23 protein-coding genes and 1 riboswitch are annotated in these 22042 nt (G+C 63.7%); of the genes, 20 read left to right on the top strand and 3 right to left on the bottom strand.

Annotation, left to right across the window (positions count from 1 at the left end; all coding sequences use genetic code 11):
* Positions 1-159 precede the first annotated feature (159 nt).
* The 3 genes from N436_RS14920 to purM are packed head-to-tail and all read right to left on the bottom strand — an operon-like array spanning position 160 to position 2590.
* Positions 160-870 (bottom strand): DUF3108 domain-containing protein, encoded by a 711-nt coding sequence (locus N436_RS14920; RefSeq protein WP_016715462.1) that lies wholly within the window; start codon positions 868-870, stop codon positions 160-162.
* A gap of 8 nt (positions 871-878) precedes the next feature.
* On the bottom strand, positions 879-1532 hold the full coding sequence (gene purN, locus N436_RS14915; RefSeq protein WP_105945919.1) for a phosphoribosylglycinamide formyltransferase: 654 nt from the start codon (positions 1530-1532) through the stop codon (positions 879-881).
* Positions 1532-2590: a phosphoribosylformylglycinamidine cyclo-ligase gene (gene purM, locus N436_RS14910; protein ID WP_003252437.1), complete on the bottom strand. Its 1059-nt coding sequence runs from the start codon at positions 2588-2590 to the stop codon at positions 1532-1534. Before purM ends, purN begins: the two co-directional genes overlap by 1 nt.
* A gap of 255 nt (positions 2591-2845) precedes the next feature.
* On the opposite strand from purM, the gene N436_RS14905 reads away from it, so the two are divergent.
* The 20 genes from N436_RS14905 (at position 2846) to N436_RS14815 (ending at position 21611) form a co-directional block, all read left to right on the top strand.
* A complete protein-coding gene (locus tag N436_RS14905) occupies positions 2846-3904 on the top strand; it encodes a DUF2066 domain-containing protein (protein WP_105945920.1) in 1059 nt (352 codons plus the stop codon).
* A gap of 12 nt (positions 3905-3916) precedes the next feature.
* The gene (locus tag N436_RS14900) at positions 3917-4990 is read left to right on the top strand and encodes an AI-2E family transporter (RefSeq protein ID WP_019099297.1); all 1074 of its coding nucleotides are present in this window, start codon (positions 3917-3919) and stop codon (positions 4988-4990) included.
* 152 nt (positions 4991-5142) lie between these two features.
* Positions 5143-5850, top strand: a complete 708-nt coding sequence (gene hda, locus N436_RS14895; RefSeq protein ID WP_003252443.1) for a DnaA regulatory inactivator Hda — start codon at positions 5143-5145, stop codon at positions 5848-5850.
* Positions 5851-5977: 127 nt separating this feature from the next.
* Positions 5978-6631: a C40 family peptidase gene (locus tag N436_RS14890; protein ID WP_110741426.1), complete on the top strand. Its 654-nt coding sequence runs from the start codon at positions 5978-5980 to the stop codon at positions 6629-6631.
* A gap of 139 nt (positions 6632-6770) precedes the next feature.
* Positions 6771-7304, top strand: a complete 534-nt coding sequence (locus tag N436_RS14885) for a C40 family peptidase (RefSeq protein WP_110741425.1) — start codon at positions 6771-6773, stop codon at positions 7302-7304.
* Positions 7305-7441: 137 nt separating this feature from the next.
* A complete protein-coding gene (locus N436_RS14880; protein WP_110741424.1) occupies positions 7442-9994 on the top strand; it encodes a dermonecrotic toxin domain-containing protein in 2553 nt (850 codons plus the stop codon).
* Between the two features lie 51 nt (positions 9995-10045).
* A riboswitch (cobalamin riboswitch) is annotated at positions 10046-10266 on the top strand.
* Between the two features lie 119 nt (positions 10267-10385).
* Positions 10386-10997 (top strand): cob(I)yrinic acid a,c-diamide adenosyltransferase, encoded by a 612-nt coding sequence (gene cobO / locus N436_RS14875; RefSeq protein WP_016715469.1) that lies wholly within the window; start codon positions 10386-10388, stop codon positions 10995-10997.
* Complete coding sequence (locus N436_RS14870) at positions 10994-12289, top strand: cobyrinate a,c-diamide synthase (RefSeq protein WP_110741423.1); 1296 nt, start codon at positions 10994-10996, stop codon at positions 12287-12289. The genes cobO and N436_RS14870 overlap by 4 nt, the downstream gene beginning before the upstream one ends.
* Positions 12286-12936, top strand: coding sequence for a 5,6-dimethylbenzimidazole synthase (bluB, locus tag N436_RS14865; RefSeq protein WP_016715471.1), 651 nt, complete (start codon positions 12286-12288; stop codon positions 12934-12936). Before N436_RS14870 ends, bluB begins: the two co-directional genes overlap by 4 nt.
* Entirely contained in the window at positions 12933-13841 is a 909-nt protein-coding gene (gene cbiB, locus N436_RS14860) for an adenosylcobinamide-phosphate synthase CbiB (RefSeq protein ID WP_105945924.1), read from the top strand. Before bluB ends, cbiB begins: the two co-directional genes overlap by 4 nt.
* The gene (cobD, locus tag N436_RS14855) at positions 13834-14826 is read left to right on the top strand and encodes a threonine-phosphate decarboxylase CobD (protein ID WP_105945925.1); all 993 of its coding nucleotides are present in this window, start codon (positions 13834-13836) and stop codon (positions 14824-14826) included. Before cbiB ends, cobD begins: the two co-directional genes overlap by 8 nt.
* Complete coding sequence (locus tag N436_RS14850) at positions 14823-16277, top strand: cobyric acid synthase (protein ID WP_105945926.1); 1455 nt, start codon at positions 14823-14825, stop codon at positions 16275-16277. Before cobD ends, N436_RS14850 begins: the two co-directional genes overlap by 4 nt.
* 1 nt (position 16278) lies before the next feature.
* A complete protein-coding gene (gene cobU / locus N436_RS14845) occupies positions 16279-16800 on the top strand; it encodes a bifunctional adenosylcobinamide kinase/adenosylcobinamide-phosphate guanylyltransferase (RefSeq protein ID WP_105945927.1) in 522 nt (173 codons plus the stop codon).
* Positions 16797-17852 carry a nicotinate-nucleotide--dimethylbenzimidazole phosphoribosyltransferase gene (cobT, locus tag N436_RS14840; RefSeq protein WP_105945928.1) on the top strand — a complete coding sequence of 352 codons (1056 nt, stop codon included), beginning with the start codon at positions 16797-16799 and terminating at the stop codon, positions 17850-17852. The genes cobU and cobT overlap by 4 nt, the downstream gene beginning before the upstream one ends.
* Positions 17849-18415, top strand: coding sequence for a histidine phosphatase family protein (locus N436_RS14835; protein ID WP_110741422.1), 567 nt, complete (start codon positions 17849-17851; stop codon positions 18413-18415). The genes cobT and N436_RS14835 overlap by 4 nt, the downstream gene beginning before the upstream one ends.
* Position 18416: 1 nt before the next feature.
* A complete protein-coding gene (locus N436_RS14830; protein ID WP_110741421.1) occupies positions 18417-19151 on the top strand; it encodes an adenosylcobinamide-GDP ribazoletransferase in 735 nt (244 codons plus the stop codon).
* 71 nt (positions 19152-19222) lie between these two features.
* Positions 19223-19627, top strand: coding sequence for a MarR family winged helix-turn-helix transcriptional regulator (locus N436_RS14825; RefSeq protein WP_060500766.1), 405 nt, complete (start codon positions 19223-19225; stop codon positions 19625-19627).
* A 64-nt stretch (positions 19628-19691) separates the two neighbouring features.
* Positions 19692-20894 carry an MFS transporter gene (locus N436_RS14820; protein WP_110741420.1) on the top strand — a complete coding sequence of 401 codons (1203 nt, stop codon included), beginning with the start codon at positions 19692-19694 and terminating at the stop codon, positions 20892-20894.
* Entirely contained in the window at positions 20891-21013 is a 123-nt protein-coding gene (locus N436_RS28765; protein WP_016715481.1) for a hypothetical protein, read from the top strand. The genes N436_RS14820 and N436_RS28765 overlap by 4 nt, the downstream gene beginning before the upstream one ends.
* A 46-nt stretch (positions 21014-21059) precedes the next feature.
* Positions 21060-21611: a glutathione peroxidase gene (locus N436_RS14815; protein ID WP_019099289.1), complete on the top strand. Its 552-nt coding sequence runs from the start codon at positions 21060-21062 to the stop codon at positions 21609-21611.
* The last annotated feature ends 431 nt before the right edge of the window (positions 21612-22042 follow it).

Genomic DNA, 22042 nt, shown 5'->3' with positions numbered 1-22042 from the left:
TGCGACAGTGTGTCGCACACCCTCTTTATAGAGTTTGTTAGCAGGCTAAGTAAATAAAACGGGCATGAAACAAGTTTCATGAACGGCCAGTGCCTTTGCACAAGGGCATAAAAAAGCCCCGCACTGGGCGGGGCTTGGGGTGTTGCAGGCAGCGCTGGATCAGTTGCCTTTCACCGGCTTGCCATCGACCGTGCCATCCTGCAGCACGATCACGTACTCCTTGCCATCGGTCTCTACCTGGCGCAGTTGCACCAGCAGGTAGTCCCAGTTCTTGGCGAACCACAGCTCGGTGATGCGCTTGCTCTGGCTTGGGTCGCGCACGCGCTCGACCTTCACCGCATCGACCTGGCCGGTCTTGGTGGTGACTTTTTCGGTGCCGAGCACGCGGAAGTCGTAGGTGTCGATCTCGTCACCATCAACCACCTGGTAGGTCATGCTCTTCTTGCCGGCGGCCACGTCATGCTGCAGGGCCAACTGGTAGGACGACTTGTCCAGCACGCCACGGTTCAGCGGCAGGCTGACGGCATCGCCACGGTCGCTGCCGGTGACTTTCTTGCCAGTCCAGTCGAAGTTCAGGTCGACCTTCTTGGCCTTGCCCAGGCCGCCGCGCTCGAAGTGATACTTCTGCGGCAGCAGGGTGTCGTTTTCCATGCGCAGGGTGCTTTGCTCGGTCAGGCTGGCGATCATCATGGAGGCCTTGAAGTTAAGGTCCCAGGTACCATTGGCATTCTTGACCAGGCTGCGCTCGGCGGTGCCGCTCATGGGCAGCTGCTTCCAGTCGGCGGTGTAGCTGGCCGAGAAAGGCTTCAGATCAGCTGCCTGGAGGGGCAGGGCGAGCACGGCGAGAGCCAAAAGCAGGGCACGACGCATAAATTCTCCTAGGATCGAATCAAGTGACCGCTGGCCGCCAGGGGCTGGCCATCCAGTAATGCACCCTGTTCGCCAAGGCGCAAGCGCCCTTCAGCGAACCAGCGCACCGCCAGCGGGTAGATCAGGTGTTCCTGACGGTGTACCCGTTGGGCCAGGCTTTCGACGGTGTCGTCAGACGCCACCGGTACCACAGCCTGTACGACCAGTGGGCCGCCATCGAGTTCCTCAGTCACGAAGTGTACGCTGCAGCCGTGCTCGGCGTCGCCTGCCTCCAGTGCCCGGCGGTGGGTATGCAGGCCCTTGTACTTGGGCAGCAGCGACGGGTGGATGTTGAGCAGGCGGCCCTGGTAGTGGCGCACGAAGTCGCCACTGAGGATGCGCATGAAGCCGGCCAGCACCACCAGGTCTGGCGCAAAACCGTCGATGCGCGCAACCAGCGCGGCATCGAAGGCTTCACGGCCGTCGAACCGGGTGTGGTCGAGCACCACGCTGTCGATACCGGCCGCCGCGGCACGTTGCAGGCCGTAGGCATCGGCGCGGTTGGAAACCACCGCGCGGATGCGCACCGGGCTGTCCTGGCCTTGGCAGCTGTCGATCAGGGCTTGCAGGTTGCTGCCGGAACCCGACAGCAGTACCACTACATTGCAGGTCTTGCTCGGCATCAGTGTGCCTTGAGGTTCTGCAGCTCGACCTGGGCGGCGCCTTCGGCGGCTTCGGCGATGTGGCCGATGACCCACGGCTGCTCACCGGCGGCGCGCAGTTCGTTCAGGGCAGCTTCGACCTGGTCCTGGGCCACGCAGATGACCATGCCCACGCCGCAGTTCAGTACACGGTGCATTTCGTGCTCGTCGACGTTGCCTTTTTCCTGCAGGAAGTCGAACACCGCCGGACGCTGCCAGCTGGCCACGTCAACCACGGCCTGGGCGTTTTTCGGCAGTACGCGCGGGATGTTGTCCAGCAGGCCGCCACCGGTGATGTGGGCCATGGCCTTGACGGCGCCGGTGTTCTTGATCAGTTGCAGCAGCGGCTTGACGTAGATGCGGGTCGGCGCCATCAGCAGGTCGGTCAGCGGCTTGCCGTCCAGCTGGGTGTTCTCGATGTCGGTAGCAGACACTTCGAGGATTTTGCGGATCAGCGAGTAGCCGTTGGAGTGCGGGCCCGAGGACGGCAGGGCGATCAGCGCGTCACCAGTGGCAACCTTGGAGCCGTCGATGATTTCGGCTTTTTCCACCACGCCGACGCAGAAGCCGGCCAGGTCGTAGTCTTCACCTTCGTACATGCCAGGCATTTCGGCGGTTTCACCACCGACCAGCGAGCAGCCGGCCAGTTCGCAACCGGCGCCGATGCCGGTGACCACGGTGGCGGCCACGTCAACGTTCAGCTTGCCGGTGGCGTAGTAATCGAGGAAGAACAGTGGCTCGGCGCCGCATACCACCAGGTCGTTCACGCACATGGCGACCAGGTCCTGGCCGATGCTGTCGTGCTTGTTCAGGTTCAGCGCCAGGCGCAGCTTGGTGCCGACGCCGTCGGTGCCGGAGACCAGCACCGGCTGCTTGTAGCCGGCCGGGATCTCGCAGAGGGCGCCGAAGCCGCCCAGGCCACCCATGACTTCAGGGCGTGCGGTGCGTTTTGCCACGCCCTTGATGCGTTCGACCAGTGCTTCGCCGGCGTCGATGTCTACACCGGCGTCCTTGTAGCTCAGGGAGGGTTGCTTGCTCATTGATCCAGGCCTTTAGGAGGGAGGGATTCTTAAAAACGACCATGGCGGCCAAGTCCGGCGGGTAAGCGGCGGCTGCCTGAAACGTCAGTGGTCTGTGAAGGCGCGCGATTTTATCAGGGTTGCCGGGCAGCGGCCATCCTCAGGCCGACGGGCAGGGCGGTAAATTGTTGAAAAAGGGCTGAGGGTGGTTGATGCGGTTGCATGTGTATAAGCTGCAAGTAGCGAGCTTCATGCTCGACTGGACAGGAATCCTCCATGCGTTTGTTCAATATTCTGGCGGTCGGCGGCCTGGCCCTGATATCGGTTGCAGCCCAGGCTGAAAATGTCGCCGGCCTGTATCAGGTGCGCGAGCCAATGGTCGGGCAGGGCGCCGAAGCCCGTACTGCCGCTACTGCCAAAGCCCTCGACACCTTGGTGCTGCGCCTGACCGGCGACCCCAAGGCAGCGCAAAGCCCGGCACTTGCCGAGTTGCGCAAGGACCCGCAGCAAATCATCAACCAGGTTGGCAGCGAGGCCGGCCCGCCCGAGTCGGTGGTGGTCGAGTTCGACCCCGGTAGCACCGAACGGGCCTTGCGCAAGGCCGGCCTGGCGCTGTGGGGCAGCAATCGGCCTTCGATTCTTGGCTGGTGGCTGAATGACAGTGCCGAGGGCAGCAGCCTGGTCGGTGACGGCCAGGCCAGCGCCCAGCCCCTGCGCCGTGCCGCCCAGCACCGTGGCCTGCCGTTGCGCTTGCCGCTGGCCGACTTGCAGGAGCAACTGGTAGCCAATGCCAAGCAGATCGAAGCCAGCGACCCGGCACCTTTGCGTGAGGCCGCCGAGCGCTATGGCGCCGACGCCTTGCTGGCGGTGCATGCACAGGAAGCCGACGGCAAATGGCAGGGCAAATGGCAGCTGTGGCTGGGCGACCAGCGTGAACAAGGCACGGCCGAGGGGGGCGACCCGGCTGCCCTGGCTGACGCGGTCATGTTGGCGGTCAGCAGTCGCCTGGCGCCGCGTTATGTCACCCGTCCGGGTGCCAGCAGCCAGATGCAGGTACAAGTGCAGGGGATGAGCTTGCAGCGCTATGCCGAGCTTGCCCGTGTGCTTGAGCCCTATGGCCCACGCCTGCAAATGGCTGAAGGCACCACGCTGACCTATGGTGTGACCGGCAACCGCGAACAGCTGCGTGCCCAACTCGGCCTGGCCAAGTTGCAGGAGCTGCCCGCAGAGCAGGTGCCGGTAGCGCCCGCCACGCCAGCACCGGCAGCCGGTGAGCAACCTGCGCCGGCCCAACCTGCACCCAAGCCGTTCGACGGCCTGCGTTTTCGCTGGTAAGGGGAGCATACCGTGACCGACGTTCGTCGCTGGATCTGGCTGGGCGCTGCCCTGCTGGTCGCTGTGCTGCTTTATAGCTTGCACAACATTCTTACCCCGTTTCTGGTCGGCATCCTGCTGGCCTACCTGGCCGACCCGTTGGTTGACCGCCTGGAGCGTCTGGGACTGTCGCGCACCTGGGGCGTTGTGGTGGTGTTTGGCCTGTTCACCCTGCTGTTGCTGGCCCTGCTGCTGGTGCTGGTGCCGATGCTTGCCAAGCAGCTGGTGCGCTTGTACGAGTTGGCGCCACAGATGCTCGACTGGCTTGAGCATGTTGCGTTGCCTTGGGTGCAGAGCCGCTTGGGCCTGGCTGATGGCTTCTGGAAATTCGACAAGATCAAAGCTGCCATCGCTGGCCACATGGGCCAGACCACCGACATTGTCGGCATGCTGCTGTCGCATGCCACGGCTTCGAGCCTGGCGCTGATGGCCTGGCTGGCCAACATGGTACTGATTCCGGTGGTGGGCTTTTACCTGCTGCGTGACTGGGACCTGATGATGGCCAAGCTGCGCAGCCTGCTGCCACGCCAGCGTGAGCCGCAGGTGGTCGGGTTGGCGGGCGAATGCCACGAAGTACTTGGGGCGTTCGTGCGTGGGCAACTGATGGTAATGCTGGCCTTGGGCGTCATTTATTCGGCCGGGCTGATGCTGGTCGGGCTGGAGCTGGGCCTGCTCATCGGTATGCTCGCAGGGTTGGCCGCCATCGTGCCCTACATGGGCTTCATCATAGGTATCGGTGCGGCCTTGGTGGCGGGGTTGTTCCAGTTTGGGGGCGACCTGTATCCGATGCTGGGCATCGTCGCGGTATTCATGGTCGGGCAGGCGCTCGAAGGCATGGTGTTGACGCCGCTGCTGGTAGGGGACCGGATTGGCCTGCACCCGGTGGCGGTGATCTTTGCCATCCTGGCCGGTGGCGAACTGTTCGGCTTTACCGGGGTGTTGCTGGCGCTGCCGGTGGCGGCCGTGATCATGGTGCTGCTGCGGCATGTGCATGACATGTACAAGGAATCGGACATGTATGCCGGGGATATCGACCCGCAGTTGTGATGTTGGGGCTGCGATGCAGCCCCAAATTAGCGCAACTTGTTGATTTTGCTTGTGCTATCTGTTGCCGTGATTGTGCGGCCCGCCTTGCGGGTATAGACTTTGCAACATTGTTCACCAAAGGCCCCCTGCGGTCCTGCTGACCGCCCGCGAGCATGAAACCACCGATCCAGTTGCCCCTGGGTGTGCGCCTGCGCGATGACGCCACCTTCATCAACTACTATCCGGGCGCCAATGCTGCGGCATTGGGCTACGTCGAGCGGCTATGCGAAGCCGACGCCGGCTGGACCGAGAGCCTTATCTACCTGTGGGGCAAGCAGGGTGTTGGCCGTAGCCACCTGCTGCAGGCGGCTACCCACCGCTTCCAGCAACGCGGCGAGCCTGCTGTCTATCTGCCATTGGCGCAACTGCTCGATCGCGGCGTAGAGCTGCTTGACTACCTGGCCCAGTACGAACTGGTGTGCATCGACGACTTGCACGTGATTGCCGGCAAGGCGGACTGGGAAGAGGCCATGTTCCACTTGTTCAACCGCCTGCGTGACAGTGGCCGGCGCTTGCTGCTGGCTGCTTCGGCATCCCCGCGCGAATTGCCGATCAAGTTGCCGGACCTGAAGTCGCGGCTGACCCTGGCCCTGGTGTTCCAGATGCGTGGTTTGTCTGACGAAGACAAGCTGCGAGCCCTGCAACTGCGTGCTTCGCGCCGCGGCTTGCACCTCACCGACGAAGTCGGCCACTTCATCCTCACCCGCGGTGCGCGCAGCATGAGCGCGTTGTTCGACCTGCTGGAGCGCCTCGACCAGGCCTCGCTGCAGGCACAACGCAAGCTCACCATTCCGTTCCTCAAGGAAACCCTCGGCTGGTAACCCCCTGCAAACGCTGGGCCAGAGCGGCAAAACAAAAAAGTCACATCTTTTTCGATAAAATTTGCAAATGGCCATGATAGAGGGCATAGTTTCACCCTTCTAAAGGATTACAGACACGGTCGTGCCCATGCTAAAGCGCTTCGCACCCCTCGTGCCACTCGCACTCGTGACCCTGCTTTTTGGCTGCGCGGCCCAAGGCCCGGCTTCTCATTCAGAGTTTCAGCCTCAGGATCACACCCCGGTCGCCGCACAATCGGTGATCAAGGCTAAAGCTTCGTCCTCGTCGGTATTCGGCGAACCGGAAGAGCTGGCCACTGAAGATGACCTGGAGGCCTTCTCCAGCAACAGCAAGCCCTACCAGCTGCCAGTGCTGGCGGACAGTATTCTCGAGCGCGGCATGTCGTTGATCGGCACTCGCTACCGCTTCGGTGGTACCTCGGAAAAGTCCGGTTTCGACTGCAGCGGTTTCATCGGCTATCTGTTCCGCGAAGAGGCGGGCATGACCCTGCCACGCTCGACGCGCGAAATGATCAACGTCGATGCCCCGAAAGTGGCCCGCAACAAGCTCAAGCCCGGTGACCTGCTGTTCTTCAGCACCAACGGTCGCGGCCGCGTCAGCCATGCCGGCATCTACCTGGGTGACAACCAGTTCATCCACTCCAGCAGCCGCCGCAGCGGTGGCGTGCGCATCGACAGCCTCGGTGACCGCTACTGGAGCAAGACCTTCATCGAAGCCAAGCGTGCCTTGGCCATGGCGCCGACCAACATCGCGCGCAACTGATGGCAAAATGCTGTACCCTGCCACGGCGGCGATGCTTTGAAAAAAGCTCGCCGCCGTGCGTATTTACAGAAAGCGTCTAATCTAAATTCTCAACTCTTTTTGGCTGCGGCGCAGCAATCTCAGACAGGATGTTCTGGCCATGGTAAAGATGGCGCGCTTCGCATTTCTCTCCCTGGCAGCCTTGCTGGCTGCCTGCTCCAGCCGCGCTCCAGCGCCGGCCCCTGTGGTTCAGTCGCAGGTTTCCTACAGCCAGCCAAGCCCTTCGCCGATTGCCGATGACGTATTGATCCGTGCCATTGGCCTGGTGGGTACGCCTTACCGTTGGGGTGGCAATACGCCGGACTCCGGCTTTGACTGCAGTGGCCTGATCAAGTACGTCTACCGTGATGCTGCCGGCATCAGCCTGCCGCGTTCGACACGGGAGATGATCGTCATGCGCGCACCCACGGTAGATGCCCAGTCGCTGCAGTCCGGCGACCTGGTGTTTTTCGCGACCAGCGGTGGTTCGCAGGTCAGCCACGCAGGCATCTATGTAGGGGAGGGGCGCTTCGTGCATGCACCTTCCACCGGCGGCACCGTGCGCCTGGACTACCTTTCCAACAGCTACTGGGCCAAGGCTTATCTGCAGGCAAAGCGGGTGATTCCCCAAGGGCACCTGGCGCAGAACCCTTAGAGCATCCCTCAGGGCAAGGCTGCTAACTGCTCGGTTAGTGGCCGGCCGCTTCCTTGTACGCCAATACTTATCTACCTCAGGTCACTGCCACGGCCGGATGAGCATGTTGCCTCTCTTTATGCAGCCTGGAGAGGACCATGAGCAATAACGAAGCAAAAATGCGCCAGGACCTTGAGCTGGCGGATGCAGCGCGTCCGCTGGTGGCGTTGGTCGACAAGATACTGCGCGATTACCCCGATCCATATGCGCTGGCGAGCAAGCATGCTGCTCAGATCGTGCAGAAGCACACCGGCAAGGCCATGGATCCGCGGTTTGTCTGGTGGCATCAGTTCACCAACTCAAGTACCAGCAGCCGCAGTTTCACTGGATGGCAACACAGTGGCCCGCCACAGAAGTCATTGGTGTTCACAGAGCTGGTAGTCGAGCGATTCGACGCCTATTTCCAGGATGCTGTAGACGAGCTGGACCAGCGTGGTGGTTTTTATTGGCAAGGGCCGTTTGCCGCCACCTACGATGAACGCAATGAAATCCCGATGTTGGGCAGTGCCGTCCAGAGCGACTTTTGGGCGCTGGACTTTGCCGGGTTGTACCGTGAGGCCGTCGAGCGCTTCTGGGCGACCAACGAGGCGGATGTTCGTGTGCTGGCCAAAATCAATTTGCTTGGCGAGACAGCCAGTGCGCGGCATGCCGGCAGGATTTCGGCGTCTGACAGGGGGCGGCTACGTGCCATGGTGGCCGACCAGTTGGCAGACGATGAGCTGCCCACGATTGATAATCTGCGCAGGGACAGCACGGGTAGCCCGCTGACAGTCAGCCGCTATGGCTTTGGTGAAGGCGACAAAGGCAGCCTGTTCGGTTTGCGGGCAGCAGACGGTAGCGTGCTTGCTTACATGCCCTGGTTCAATGAAGCACTGACAAGCTTCGAGTCCGAACTGGCAATGGCGCGTTGGTTGGCGGTGAATCTGCGGTCCGAGCAGACGCTTGAGGCATTCGTCACCAGTACACACAGCAACCCGCACGATACCAATGGGCGGAGCCTGATCAGGGTGCATTTGAAAGGCATCGCGGATAGTCGTTCTGACGACGCGGCGTTGATGGCCTTGAAGTTGTTCGAGCGTCCGCTGCGGGGAGATCTGTTCACCTACCTGGCCAACCAGGCCAAGGCCGAAATGCAGCGTACCGCCGAGCTTATGCGGGATAACGCCAGCCTGCGCCAGGCGATGCTCAGTGGCTATCTGTCGGCGTTTCTTGGTGTGTTCAGCGGCTTTGTGCCTTTGGGTTGGCCGATGTCTCTGATGTTGCTGGGTGCAAGCGTTGGCAAAGTGGCGCTGGATGTGAACGAGGCTTTACATGCCCAGGATGAGCTAGCCCGCAAAAATGCGCTGCGATCGGCCATTTTGCAGAGCATGTTTGCAAGCCTCAACCTGGTCGATATCGGTATGCAGACCACCATTGCCTCTCCGGCTACTCAGGCCGCCCCCCACGAAACGGGTGTTGACCTGCAGCACTGGCAACTGTCAGCCGACGCAGAGCTTGCGGTGGAAGGCCAGGAAATAAACACCGTACAGCTTGGGGAATTGGGTACCAGCGGGCGCCTGCGCGGTATTCGCGTGAACGACGACGGCAGTTGCTGGATTGTCTTGAGGGGCCATGAATACCGGGTGCGCTACAGTCATGAGCTGGCGGTATGGCTGGTGGTGCCGGCAGACAACCCTTACGCCTTTGTCCCGCTGAGCCCGGTGCGTTTGAACAGCGCTGGCGAATGGGAGTTGTTGGTGCCGCCTCGGTTGGTGGGGGGGACGCCCCTGCCGGCACTGCGCATGTCGAGCGTGCGTTCGCCGTTCTGGGATGTATACACCTCCATTGATGATGCGCAGAGCACGGTACTGTCAGAGCGGGCATTGGAGCGCCAGAAGCGTTTGCTGGACGGTTGGCCTGTTGCCGAGCTTGAGGAGGGGCAAGCACCGAGCCGGGACGCCCGAGGCCTGGACTGTGTGGATGTCAATGGCAGGTTCTACTACTCCTACCGTTATCGGCGCGAGTACTTCAATTCGTTGATCGAGTGGTACACCAGCAACGAATCGGGTGTGAATGATGTGTTCCGTAAAGGAAAGTACAAATACGACGACGAGGACAGGTACATCAACGATCTGGCTGATAGCCTCGGTCGCTTGCCCAAAAGCAATCAGGCCACACTCTACCGTGGTGGCCACCGATCCCGGGGAACGGGCGGCGAGTATTATCGATACGGCCACCTGTGTGTCGGCGATGTGCTGGTCAATACCGACCTGACTTCGTTTACCGAGAACCCCTACAAGGTCCTGGAGTTCGCCTGCTTGCCCTACGCTGGAATGCCTGATGCATTGCCCGGGTTGTTCGATGACAGTTCGGTGGTGTTCGAGCTGGCTGCGGGGCAGTACAGCGATGCCACGCCGATCAGCGCGTTTTCCCTGTATTGGAAGGAGGCCGAAACGTTGATGCTGCCAGGCCATTACTTCCGTGTGGAAGGGCTGGAACAGGTCTATGGCGAAAGCTACCGCTTTATCAAGGTGGCACTCAGGCAGGTCCCCAAACCTGCAACCGGGCGACCTGTTTACGATCTGCGTACCGGGCTGGCCTTCGATCTGGAGCTCTATCGCAAGCAGTTCCGGGCGGCGAACGTGGTCGAACGTTTCTTCCCTCGCCCATGATCCGCTTTGGCGAATGATCACCTTGATTGACGCTCCCGGCCCAACCCTCTAACCTTCGCGCGTGTTTCAGGTGCCCTGCCAGCCCCGACTGGGCAGGGTGAAACTGGGAAGCCGGTGGGCGCCAGCATGGCGCGATTCCGGCGCTGCCCCCGCAACGGTAGGTGAGTAGAAGGCCGCGCAGGGCCACTGGATGCCAGCATCCGGGAAGGCGCGCAGGCTGGGCCGAGGCCCGCTCACAAGCCCGGAGACCGGCCTGTTACTGCCAACGGCATCACGGAGGGTGATGCGCGGTGCACCGTGGCGCCCTGCCATGGCCCCTGCGCGTACTCCGTTTGCCTGCCTATTACCTGTCACCGTGCGTAGCCACGGTGCCAGCCAGCGGAGAACCCTGATGAGCGAATCCACCGAACGTGACGAACGCCACCTGGCGCGCATGCAGCGCAAGAAGGCGGTCATCGACGAACGTATCGCCAATTCCCCCAACGAATGCGGCCTGTTGCTGGTGCTGACCGGCAATGGCAAGGGCAAGAGCAGCTCGGCCTTCGGCATGCTCGCGCGCGCGCTGGGCCATGGCATGCAGTGCGGTGTTGTGCAGTTCATCAAGGGCCGCAACAGCACCGGGGAAGAGCTGTTCTTCCGCCGCTTTCCTGAGCAGGTGCGCTACCACGTGATGGGCGAGGGCTTCACCTGGGAAACCCAGGACCGCCAGCGTGACATCGCCGCCGCCGAAGCCGCCTGGGCGGTGTCGCGCCAGCTGCTGCAAGACCCTGATGTGCAGTTTGTGGTGCTGGATGAGCTGAACATCGCCCTCAAGCACGGCTACCTCGACCTGGACCAGGTTCTTTCAGACATCCAGGCCCGCCCGCCGATGCAGCATGTGATCGTCACGGGCCGTGCGGCCAAGCCTGAAATGATCGAACTGGCCGATACCGTGACCGAGATGGGTATGCTCAAGCACGCCTTCCAGGCCGGCATTCGCGCACAGAAGGGCGTCGAACTGTGAGTCAATCGCGCCATTGCCCCGCCGTGTTGATCGCGGCACCGGCCTCTGGCCAGGGCAAGACTACCGTCACAGCCGCGCTGGCCCGCTTGCACCGTAACCTCGGGCGCAAGGTGCGCGTGTTCAAGTGTGGCCCGGATTTTCTTGACCCGATGATCCTGGAGCGCGCGAGTGGCGCGCCGGTGTACCAGCTGGACCTGTGGATGATCGGCGCCGAAGAAAGCCGTCGCCTGCTGTGGGACGCCGCGGGCGAGGCCGACCTGATCCTGATCGAAGGGGTGATGGGGCTGTTTGATGGCACCCCGTCCAGCGCCGACCTGGCGCGCCACTTCGGCGTGCCGGTGCTGGCGGTGATCGACGGCACGGCCATGGCCCAGACGTTCGGCGCATTGGCCCTGGGCCTGGCGCGCTACCAGGCCGCCCTGCCGTTCGCCGGCGTGCTGGCCAACCGGGTGGGCAGCCTGCGCCACGCGCAACTGCTGGAAGGCAGCCTGACTGAAGGCCTGCGCTGGTACGGCGGCTTGTCCCGCGAGCGCGGTATCGAGTTGCCCAGCCGCCATCTCGGGCTGGTTCAGGCCAGCGAGCTGAACGACCTGGATGCCCGCCTGGATGCAGCCGCCGAGGCGCTTGGCGCCAGCTGCGACGCAGCCTTGCCACCGCCGGTGAGCTTTGCCGAGCCCGAAACACAAGCGTGTGCTGCTTCGCTGGCAGGGGTGCGTATTGGCGTGGCACGCGACGAAGCGTTTGCCTTTACCTACGGGGCCAACCTCGACCTGCTGCGTAACCTCGGGGCGCAGCTGGAATTCTTCTCGCCGCTGCACGACCGCGAACTGCCGGCGGTGGATAGCCTGTACCTGCCGGGCGGCTACCCCGAGCTGCATCACCATGCCCTGGCCGCCAATGCGTCGATGTGCGAGGCAATCCGCGCCCATCATGCTCAGCGCAAACCCTTGCTGGCCGAGTGCGGCGGCATGCTGTACCTGCTCGATGCCTTGACCGACGTGGCCGGCGAGCGTGCCGAGCTGCTGGGCCTGCTGCGGGGCGAGGCGACCATGCAGAAGCGTCTGGCGGCCTTGGCGCTGCAGGCGGTAGAGCTGCCGGAGGGCACCTTGCGTGGCCATACCTACCATCACTCGCTGACCAGCACCGAGCTGGAACCGATCGCCCGTGGCCTTAGCCCTAATGGCGGGCGTGGCAACGAAGCGGTGTATCGCTTGGGCCGGTTGACGGCCTCATACGTGCATTTCTACTTCCCCTCCAACCCGGATGCGGCGGCGGCGCTGTTGCGGCCATGAGCGAACATGCCTTCAGCGACGTCGAGCGCGCCGCGATCTACCGGGCCATTGGCGAGCGTCGCGACATGCGCCATTTTGCCGGTGGCCAGGTGGCGCCAGAGCTGCTTGCCCGTTTGCTGGCCGCCGCGCATCAGGCGCCCAGTGTCGGGCTGATGCAGCCGTGGCGTTTTATCCGCATTACCCGGCGCGACCTGCGTGGGCGCATCCAGGCCTTGGTGGAGGCGGAGCGGGTGCGCACCGCCGAGGCATTGGGCGAGCGCTCCGATGCCTTCATGAAGCTGAAGGTTGAAGGCATCAACGACTGCGCCGAGCTGCTGGTGGCGGCCTTGATGGATAACCGGGAACCGCACATCTTCGGCCGCCGCACGCTGCCGGAAATGGACCTGGCCTCGCTGGCCTGTGCCATCCAGAACCTGTGGCTGGCTGCGCGTGGTGAAGGGCTGGGCATGGGCTGGGTGTCGTTGTTCGAACCGCAGGCTTTGGCCGCTTTGCTGGGCATGCCTGCGGGCGCCAAACCGGTGGCGGTGCTGTGCCTGGGGCCGGTTACCGAGTTCTACCCGGTGCCGATGCTGGTGCAGGAAAACTGGGCCGAAGAGCGGCCCTTGAGCGAAATGCTTTACGAGAACCAATGGGGAGAGCGTCAATGAGCGTGGCCTTGCTGACCGTGGCCGGGGTAGCCCTGGACGCTTTGCTGGGCGAGCCGCAGCGGCGCCACCCGTTGGTGGCTTTTGGCAATATGGCCAGTAGCCTTGAGCGCCGCCTGAATGCCGGCGGGCGCGGCTGGCGCAGCCATGGGGTGAGCGCGTGGTTTCTGGCGGTGGTGCCGCTGACCCTGGTGGCGCTGGTCCTGTCGTGGCTGCCTTACATCGGCTGGCTGGTGGATGTGCTGGCGCTCTACTGCGCCGTGGGGCTGCGCAGCCTGGGCGAGCATGTGCTGCCGGTGGCCAACGCGTTGCGCCAAGGCAACCTGGAAGAGGCGCGACGGCGCGTCGGTTACCTGGTCAGCCGCGAAACCCGCGAACTGGACGAGCCGGCAGTGGCCCGGGCGGCCACCGAGTCGGTGCTGGAGAACGGCAGCGATGCGGTGTTCGCCGCGCTGTTCTGGTTTGTGGTGGCTGGCGCACCGGGTGTGGTGCTGTATCGCCTGAGCAACACGCTGGATGCCATGTGGGGCTACCGTAACGAGCGCTTCGAACGTTTCGGCTGGTGCGCGGCGCGTATCGACGACGTGCTCAACTACCTTCCCGCAAGGCTGGTGGCGCTGACGTATGCGCTGCTGGGCAAGACCCGCCTGGCCCTGGCCTGCTGGCGCAAGCAGGGTCCCCTGTGGGACAGCCCGAACGCCGGCCCGGTGATGGCAGCAGGTGCCGGTGCGCTGGGCGTGGAGCTCGGTGGCCCGGCGGTGTACCACGGCGAGCTTCATGAGCGGCCGCGCCTGGGCGAGGGGCCAGTGGCCGATGCCGACGCCATCGAGCGCGGTTGGGCCCTGGTGCAGCGGGGTGTGTGGTTGTGGCTGTTGTTGATCTGCCTGGGGGCTTACATCAATGCTTGAACACGGTGGCCGCCTGCTGCGCGCAGTGCAGCAGTACGGCATTCCTCGCGAGCAGTGGCTCGACCTGTCCAGCGGCATCGCGCCCTGGCCATTCCCGATCCCGCCAATTCCTACAGATGCGTGGGCGCGTCTACCGGAGGTCGAGGACGGCCTGGAAGACGCTGCACGTGCGTACTACGGTACCAGCCAGCTGCTGCCGGTAGCGGGCTCTCAGGCCGCGATCCAGGCTTTGCCGCTGCTGCGCGCCGCAGGCCGGACAGGGGTGCTGACGCCATGTTATGCCGAGCACCCGTACGCCTGGCAGCGGTCGGGGCATCAGTTGGTTGAGCTGGACGAGGCACAGGTTGACGCAGCGCTCGATAGCCTTGACGTGCTGGTGCTGGTCAACCCCAACAACCCGACCGGTCGGCGGGTGCCGCGTGAGACGCTGTTGGCTTGGCATGCGCGCCTGGCTGCGCGCGGTGGCTGGTTGCTGGTCGATGAAGCGTTCATGGACAACACCCCGGCAGACAGCGTGGTGGACTGCGCGGGTCGCGAGGGCCTGATCGTGCTGCGTTCATTCGGCAAATTCTTCGGTTTGGCCGGGGTGCGGCTGGGCTTCGTCGCCGCTGAGCGCAGCCTGCTGTTGCGCCTGGCCGAGTTGCTTGGCCCTTGGACCGTCAACGGCCCGACCCGGGTGCTGGCCCAGGCAAGCCTGGCCGACGAAGCTGCGCAGCGCGTGCAGACTGAACGTTGCGCTGCTGCCAGTCAGCGCCTTGCCACCCTGTTGGCTAGCACTGGCCTGGCGCCAAGCGGCGGTTGTGACCTGTTCCAGTACGTGCGCAGCGAGCGTGCCGCGCCGTTGCATGACTTTCTCGCCCATCGCGGCATCCTGGTGCGCCTGTTCGACCACCCTCCGGCCGTGCGCCTGGGGCTGCCCGAGTGTGCGGCCGACGAACAGCGCCTGGCCCAGGCGCTGGCCGACTATCAAAAGGAATCGGCATGACCACCCTCATGGTGCAAGGCACCACCTCCGATGCCGGCAAGAGCACGCTGGTGACCGCACTGTGCCGCTGGTTGTTGCGCCAGGGCGTCGCTGTGGTGCCGTTCAAACCGCAGAACATGGCGTTGAACAGCGCGGTAACCGCCGACGGCGGTGAAATCGGCCGGGCCCAGGCGGTGCAGGCTCAGGCGTGCCGGCTGGCGCCGCATACCGACATGAACCCGGTACTGCTCAAGCCCAACAGCGACACCGGTGCCCAGGTGATCATTCATGGCCGTGCGGTCACCAGCATGAATGCGGTGGCCTACCACGACTACAAGGCCATCGCCATGCAGGCGGTGCTGGCTTCGCACCAGCGGCTGAGTGCCGCCTGGCCGGTGGTCATGGTCGAGGGCGCCGGGTCACCGGCAGAGATCAACCTGCGGGCCGGCGACATTGCCAACATGGGCTTTGCCGAGGCCGTCGATTGCCCGGTGATCCTGGTTGCCGACATCAACCGTGGCGGCGTGTTCGCGCACCTTGTCGGCACGCTGGAATTGCTTTCGCCCAGTGAGCAGGCGCGGGTCAAGGGCTTTGTCATCAACCGCTTCCGTGGCGACATCGCCCTGTTGCAGCCGGGGCTGGACTGGCTGGAGCAACGCACCGGCAAGCCGGTGCTGGGCGTGTTGCCTTACGTCACCGATTTGCACCTGGAAGCCGAAGACGGCATCGATGTGCGCCAGGGCGCCAAAAGCGAGCGTGTGCTCAAGGTGATCGTGCCGGTATTGCCGCGCATCAGTAACCACACCGACTTCGACCCGCTGCGCCTGCACCCGCAGGTGGACCTCCAGTTCATCGGCCCGGGCCAGCCGATTCCGCCTGCCGACCTGATCATCCTGCCGGGCTCCAAGAGCGTGCGTGGCGACCTGGCGCAACTGCGCGAGCGCGGTTGGGACAAAGCGATCGAGCGGCACCTGCGCTACGGCGGCAAGCTGATCGGCATTTGTGGCGGCCTGCAGATGCTGGGCCGTGAAGTACATGACCCGCTAGGCCTCGAGGGCCCTGCCGGGTCGAGCCCGGGGCTTGGCCTGCTGGATTACGCCACGGTGCTTGAGGCCGAGAAGCAGTTGCGCAACGTTGCCGGGGTGCTGAACCTTGAAGCGGCGCCGGTTGCCGGTTATGAGATTCATGCAGGCGTCACCACCGGCCCTGCGCTGGAACAGCCAGCCGTGCAACTGGCCGATGGTCGTTGTGATGGCGCGGTGAGCGATGATGGGCAGATCCTTGCCACCTACCTGCATGGCCTGTTCGAGGGCAGCCACTCGTGCGCCGCGCTGCTGCGCTGGGCCGGCCTGGAGGATGCCCAGGCCATCGATTACGAAGCCCTGCGCGAGCGCGACATCGAGCGCCTGGCCGACCTGGTGGAAAAACACCTGGACACCGCGCGCTTGCGCCAGCTCTGTGGGGTGGCCTGACATGCGCAGCCTGATCCTCGGTGGCGCCCGCTCCGGCAAGAGCCGCCTCGCCGAACAGCTGGCCAGTGCCAGTGGCCTGCCGGTGACCTACATTGCCACCAGCCAGCCGCTGGACGGTGAAATGAACGAACGTGTGTTGCTGCACCGTCAGCGCCGCCCGGACGACTGGGGGCTGATCGAAGAACCCTTGGCCCTGGCCGCAGTACTGCGTGCTGAAGCAGCCGAAGGGCGCTGCCTGCTGGTGGATTGCCTGACGTTGTGGTTGACCAACCTGCTGATGCTTGAAGATGACCAGCGCCTGGCCGAGGAACGAGATGCCTTGTTGGCCTGCCTTGAGCAGTTGCCTGGCACCCTGATCCTGGTCAGTAACGAAACCGGCCTGGGCGTCGTGCCCATGGGCGAGCTGACCCGGCGTTATGTCGACCTGGCCGGCTGGCTTCACCAGGCCGTGGCCGAACGTTGTCAGCGTGTGGTGCTGACCGTGGCCGGCCTGCCCTTAATGCTTAAAGGACCTGCACTATGACACAAGCCTGGTGGCGTGATGCCTGCCAACCTCTCGACAACGCCGCCATGGACCAGGCCCGCGCCCGTCAGCAGCAGCTGACCAAGCCTGCCGGTTCGCTTGGCCAGCTTGAGGGTCTGGCCATTCAGCTGGCCGGCCTGCAAGGGCGTGAAAGGCCGGTGCTGGATAAGGCCGCCATCACCGTTTTTGCCGGTGACCACGGTGTGGTCGAGGAGGGTATCTCAGCTTACCCTCAAGCGGTGACCGGGCAGATGCTGCGCAACTTCGTAGGGGGTGGTGCAGCGATCAGCGTGCTGGCGCGCGAGCTGCAGGCCAGCCTCGAAGTGGTCGACCTGGGCACCATCGACCCTGATCTGGCGTTGCCGGGCGTGCACCACTTGCGCCTTGGGGCCGGTACGGCCAACTTCGCTCGCCAGCCGGCAATGACCGAAGGCCAACTGCAAGCGGCTTTGCAGGCGGGCCGCGACAGCGCGCTGCGTGCTGCCGAACGGGGTGCGCAGCTGTTCATTGGTGGCGAGATGGGAATAGGCAACACCACGGCCGCCTCCGCCTTGGCCAGCGTGCTGATGGGCTGCCCGCCTGCTGAGCTGAGCGGCCCTGGCACGGGCCTGGACAGCGCGGGTGTGCGGCACAAGGCCGAAGTCATTGAGCACGCCCTGCGCTTGCACAAGTTGCAGGCTGCGGACCCGCTGCAAGCCTTGGGTAGCGTCGGTGGCTTTGAGATCGCTGCGTTGGCGGGCGCCTACATCGGTTGTGCGCAGGCGGGTATCGCCGTACTGGTGGATGGCTTCATCTGTAGTGTTGCCGCGTTGGCGGCGGTGCGCCTTAATCCGCAGTGCCGCGCGTGGTTGCTGTTCGCTCACCAAGGGGCGGAACCCGGGCACAAGGCGTTGCTCGAGGCATTGCAGGCCGAACCGCTGCTGGCGCTGGGCCTTCGTTTGGGCGAGGGCAGTGGTGCTGCGCTGGCCGTGCCACTGCTGCGCCTCGCCTGCGCGCTGCACGGGCAGATGGCGACGTTTGCTGAAGCTGCGGTGGCGGACCGCCCGGCATGATCCTCGACTTGTTGCGCCATGGCGAAACCGAACAGGGCGGCCTGCGCGGCAGCCTTGACGATGCGTTGACTGACAAGGGCTGGGCGCAGATGCGTGGTGCCGTGGCCGAGGCGGGGCCCTGGGAGGTGCTGGTCAGCTCGCCGCTGCAGCGCTGCGCCCGCTTTGCCGATGAACTGGGGGCGCAGTTGAATCTGCCGGTGCAACGAGAACCCGGCCTTCAGGAGCTGCATTTTGGCGACTGGGAGGGCCGAAGCGCTGCGCAGATCATGGAAGACCAGGCGGATGCTCTGGGTCGGTTCTGGGAGAACCCTTACGCCTTTACGCCGCCCAATGGCGAGCCAGTCGAGGCGTTTGCCGAGCGTGTGCTGGCTGCTGTCGAGCGGCTGAGCCGTCAGCATGCTGGCAAGCGTGTGCTGCTGGTCACCCATGGTGGTGTGATGCGGCTATTGCTGGCCCGAGCCCGTGGCTTGCCGAGGGCGCAGCTGCTGCAGGTTGAGGTGGGGCATGGTGCGCTGGTGCGGCTGGTACCGGGTGTCGATGGCCAGTGGGTCGAGGCGTGCTGAGATGTTGCCATTCTGGATTGCCTTGCAGTTTCTCAGCAGCCTGCCCGTGAGCCTGCCAGGCATGCCGGCGCCACGGGAAATGGGGCGTTCGCTGCTGTTCTACCCGCTGGTCGGGCTGCTGTTCGGCTTACTGCTGTGGTTGGCCAGCCATCTGCTGCAAGGTACGCCAGCTCCGCTGCATGCCGCTTTGCTACTGACGTTGTGGGTGTTGCTCAGTGGTGCCTTGCACCTGGATGGCCTGGCTGACAGTGCTGACGCCTGGCTGGGTGGCTTCGGCGACCGTGAACGCACCTTGCAGATCATGAAAGACCCGCGCAGCGGGCCGATTGCCGTGGTCACCCTGGTGTTGGTGCTGTTGCTGAAATTCTGCGCCTTGTGGGTGCTGGTAGAGCAGGGCATCGGAGCGCAATTGCTGCTGGCGCCCTTGATTGGTCGGGCGGCAATGTTGGGCCTGTTCCTGGGTACCCCCTACGTGCGCTCGGGTGGCCTGGGCCAAGCCCTGGCCGATCATCTGCCGCGCCGTGAGGCCTCTTGGGCTTTGCTGGGCAGTGCGGTCATGTGCCTGGTCGCAGGTGGCTGGAGCGTGTGCTGGATACTGTTGCTGGCACTCGCTGTGTTTGCAGGGCTGCGGCAACTGATGTGCCGGCGCCTTGGCGGGACCACCGGGGATACCGCTGGCGCGATGGTGGAGTTGCTTGAGCTTGCTGTGGTGCTGGGTTTGGCCGTGGGGCTCTGAGCGATCGGTCGCTGTCACCTCGAAGGCGAAATTTCTTGCAACACCTATGACGCGGGTATATACACGTATCCATGCTGACCAGTGAATGCATCTGTACCCATCTACGTCGCGCTGCCCGTGGGGTGAGCCGGCATTATGACGAAGCGCTTGCCGGCTTCGGGGTCAATGTCGCCCAGTTTTCCCTGTTACGCCATCTGCAGCGGCTTGACCGCCCCAGCATCACGACCCTGGCCGAAGCGATGGGCCTGGAGCGCAGCACCTTGGGCCGCAACCTGCGGGTGCTTGAGGCCGAGGGGCTGTTGGCCCTGGTGGATGGCGATGACCAGCGCAATCGCGTGGTGCTGCTGACCGAAGCGGGTAAGCAGCTATTGTGTGACGCCCATCCCGCCTGGGAGCAGGCTCAAACGGAGCTGGTGGAGCGACTGGGGGCAGGGCAGCGGGATGAGCTGGTGCGTTTGCTGGGCCAACTGGCCTGAATTGATACGACTATAAGCGGGTATATACCCGCAACAACCTTGCGATGTGCTGGAGATAACGACAATGACTTCGGTGTGGCGAACCAGCGGTTGGGTATTGGTGGGGGCGGCGTTGATCCTGGCGCTTTCCTTGGGTGTGCGCCATGGCTTTGGCCTGTTCCTGGCGCCGATGAGCGCCGATTTTGGCTGGGGGCGTGAGGTGTTCGCCTTTGCCATCGCCTTGCAGAACCTGATCTGGGGGCTGGCCCAACCCTTCGCCGGAGCCTTGGCCGACCGCCTGGGTGCCGCGCGGGTGGTGATCATCGGCGGCATTCTCTATGCCGTCGGTTTGATCCTGATGGGCATGGCCGATTCGGCCTGGTCGTTGTCGCTCAGTGCCGGCTTGCTGATCGGCATCGGCCTGTCCGGCACGTCGTTCTCGGTCATCCTTGGCGTGGTCGGGCGTGCTGTGCCTGCCGAGAAGCGCAGTATGGCGATGGGGATCGCCAGCGCTGCCGGTTCGTTTGGCCAGTTCGCCATGCTGCCCGGCACCTTGGGCCTGATCCAGTGGTTGGGTTGGTCGGCGGCGTTGCTGGTGTTGGGCCTGATGGTGGCGTTTATCGTGCCCTTCGTCGGCCTGCTGCGCGACCGTCCGCTGCCCAGCCATGGCGCGGAGCAGACACTGGGCCAGGCACTGCGCGAGGCGTGCTCGCATTCCGGCTTCTGGTTGCTGGCGCTGGGCTTTTTCGTCTGCGGCTTCCAGGTGGTGTTCATTGGTGTACACCTGCCGGCCTATCTGGTGGACCAGCACCTGGCTGCGACCACCGGTACCACGGTGCTGGCGTTGGTCGGCCTGTTCAATATCGTGGGTACTTTCACCGCCGGCTGGCTGGGTGGCCGCATGTCCAAGCCGCGCCTGCTGACCGGGCTTTACTTGCTACGTGCGGTGGTGATCCTGCTGTTCCTGTGGGCGCCGGTGAGCGAGTTCAGTGCTTACCTGTTCGGCATCGCCATGGGGCTGCTGTGGCTGTCCACAGTGCCGTTGACCAATGGCACCGTGGCGACGGTGTTCGGGGTGCGCAACCTGTCCATGCTCGGCGGTATCGTCTTCCTGTTCCACCAGCTGGGCGCCTTCCTGGGGGGCTGGTTGGGTGGGGTGGTGTATGACCGCACTGGCAGCTACGACCTGGTCTGGCAGATTTCCATCCTGCTCAGCCTGCTGGCTGCCGCCCTTAACTGGCCGGTGCGCGAGCGTCCGGTTGCCCGCTTGCAGGCCCAGGCCGCATGAACCGCTACCTGGCCCGTGGGCTGCTGGCCCTTGCTGCTTTGGCGCTGTTGGCGCTGGTGTGGTGGGGCTGGCATCAGGGAGGGATGGCGTTGATGCAACTGGGCATGGGTGTTTGTTAGGCGCTACCCTGCAAGCTCAAGGATTGTCTTGCGGGAGTAACGAATCATGCGTGCACATTGGTTGATGGTGCCGGTGCTGGCCCTGCTTGCCAGCACATCGAGCTGGGCTGCCGATTGCCCGGCCGTGTTGCAGGGTAGCCTGCCGGAATTGCGTGGGAAGGGTCAGGTCGACCTGTGCCAGCGCTTTGCGGGCAAGCCGCTGGTGGTGGTCAACACCGCCAGCTATTGCGGTTTTGCGCCGCAGTTCGAGGGGCTTGAGGCGACGTACAAGGAGTATCACGAGCAAGGGCTGGAAATGCTGGGCGTGCCGTCCAATGACTTCAAGCAGGAAGACGCCGACAGCGAGAAGACCGCCAAGGTTTGCTATGCCAACTACGGTGTCACCTTCACCATGACCAAGACGCAGCCGGTACGGGGCAAGGATGCGATACCACTGTTCGCTGAGTTGGCCAGCCAGAGCAGTGCGCCGAAGTGGAATTTCTACAAATACGTGGTGGATCGTAAGGGTAAGGTGATTGGCAATTTCTCTAGCCTGACCAAGCCGGATGACCCGGCGTTCAGGGCTGCTATCGAAAAGGCCATCGCTTCGCAGCAGTGATGCGGTTTTCTGACTGTGCTTGATGTTGAGGGCTGATAGCGAAAAGCGAAAACGTGCTGGTTCTTGTATTGCGCAAGGTCCATTTGCTTTGGCGACGCGGATTCACCTTTTCGCCCTTACGGCGAGTCACTTTTTGTCAAACGCGACAAAAAGTACCAAAAAACGCTGCGCTCCCGTCATCCGGCCCCTGCGCTGCGCTCCGGGGTTCCCTCACTCCGGCCTTGCTCCCGGGAGGACCGCGCTGCAGGCCCCATCCTGGGGCCCAGCGCTTGACGGGCATTCATGCCCGTCACCTCCCTCCGCAAGGCCTGCGTTCGGCCTCCTGAAGTCGCGAAGATCAAGATCAAGATCAAGATCAAGATCAAGATCAAGATCAAGATCAAGATCAAGATCAAGATCAAGATCAAGATCAAGATCAAGATCAAGATCAA

The organism is Pseudomonas sp. RV120224-01b (assembly GCF_003208145.1).
GTDB classification, from domain to species: domain Bacteria; phylum Pseudomonadota; class Gammaproteobacteria; order Pseudomonadales; family Pseudomonadaceae; genus Aquipseudomonas; species Aquipseudomonas monteilii.
Note: the sequence above shows the minus strand (reverse complement) of the source record. Positions and strands in the feature narration are given on the sequence as shown.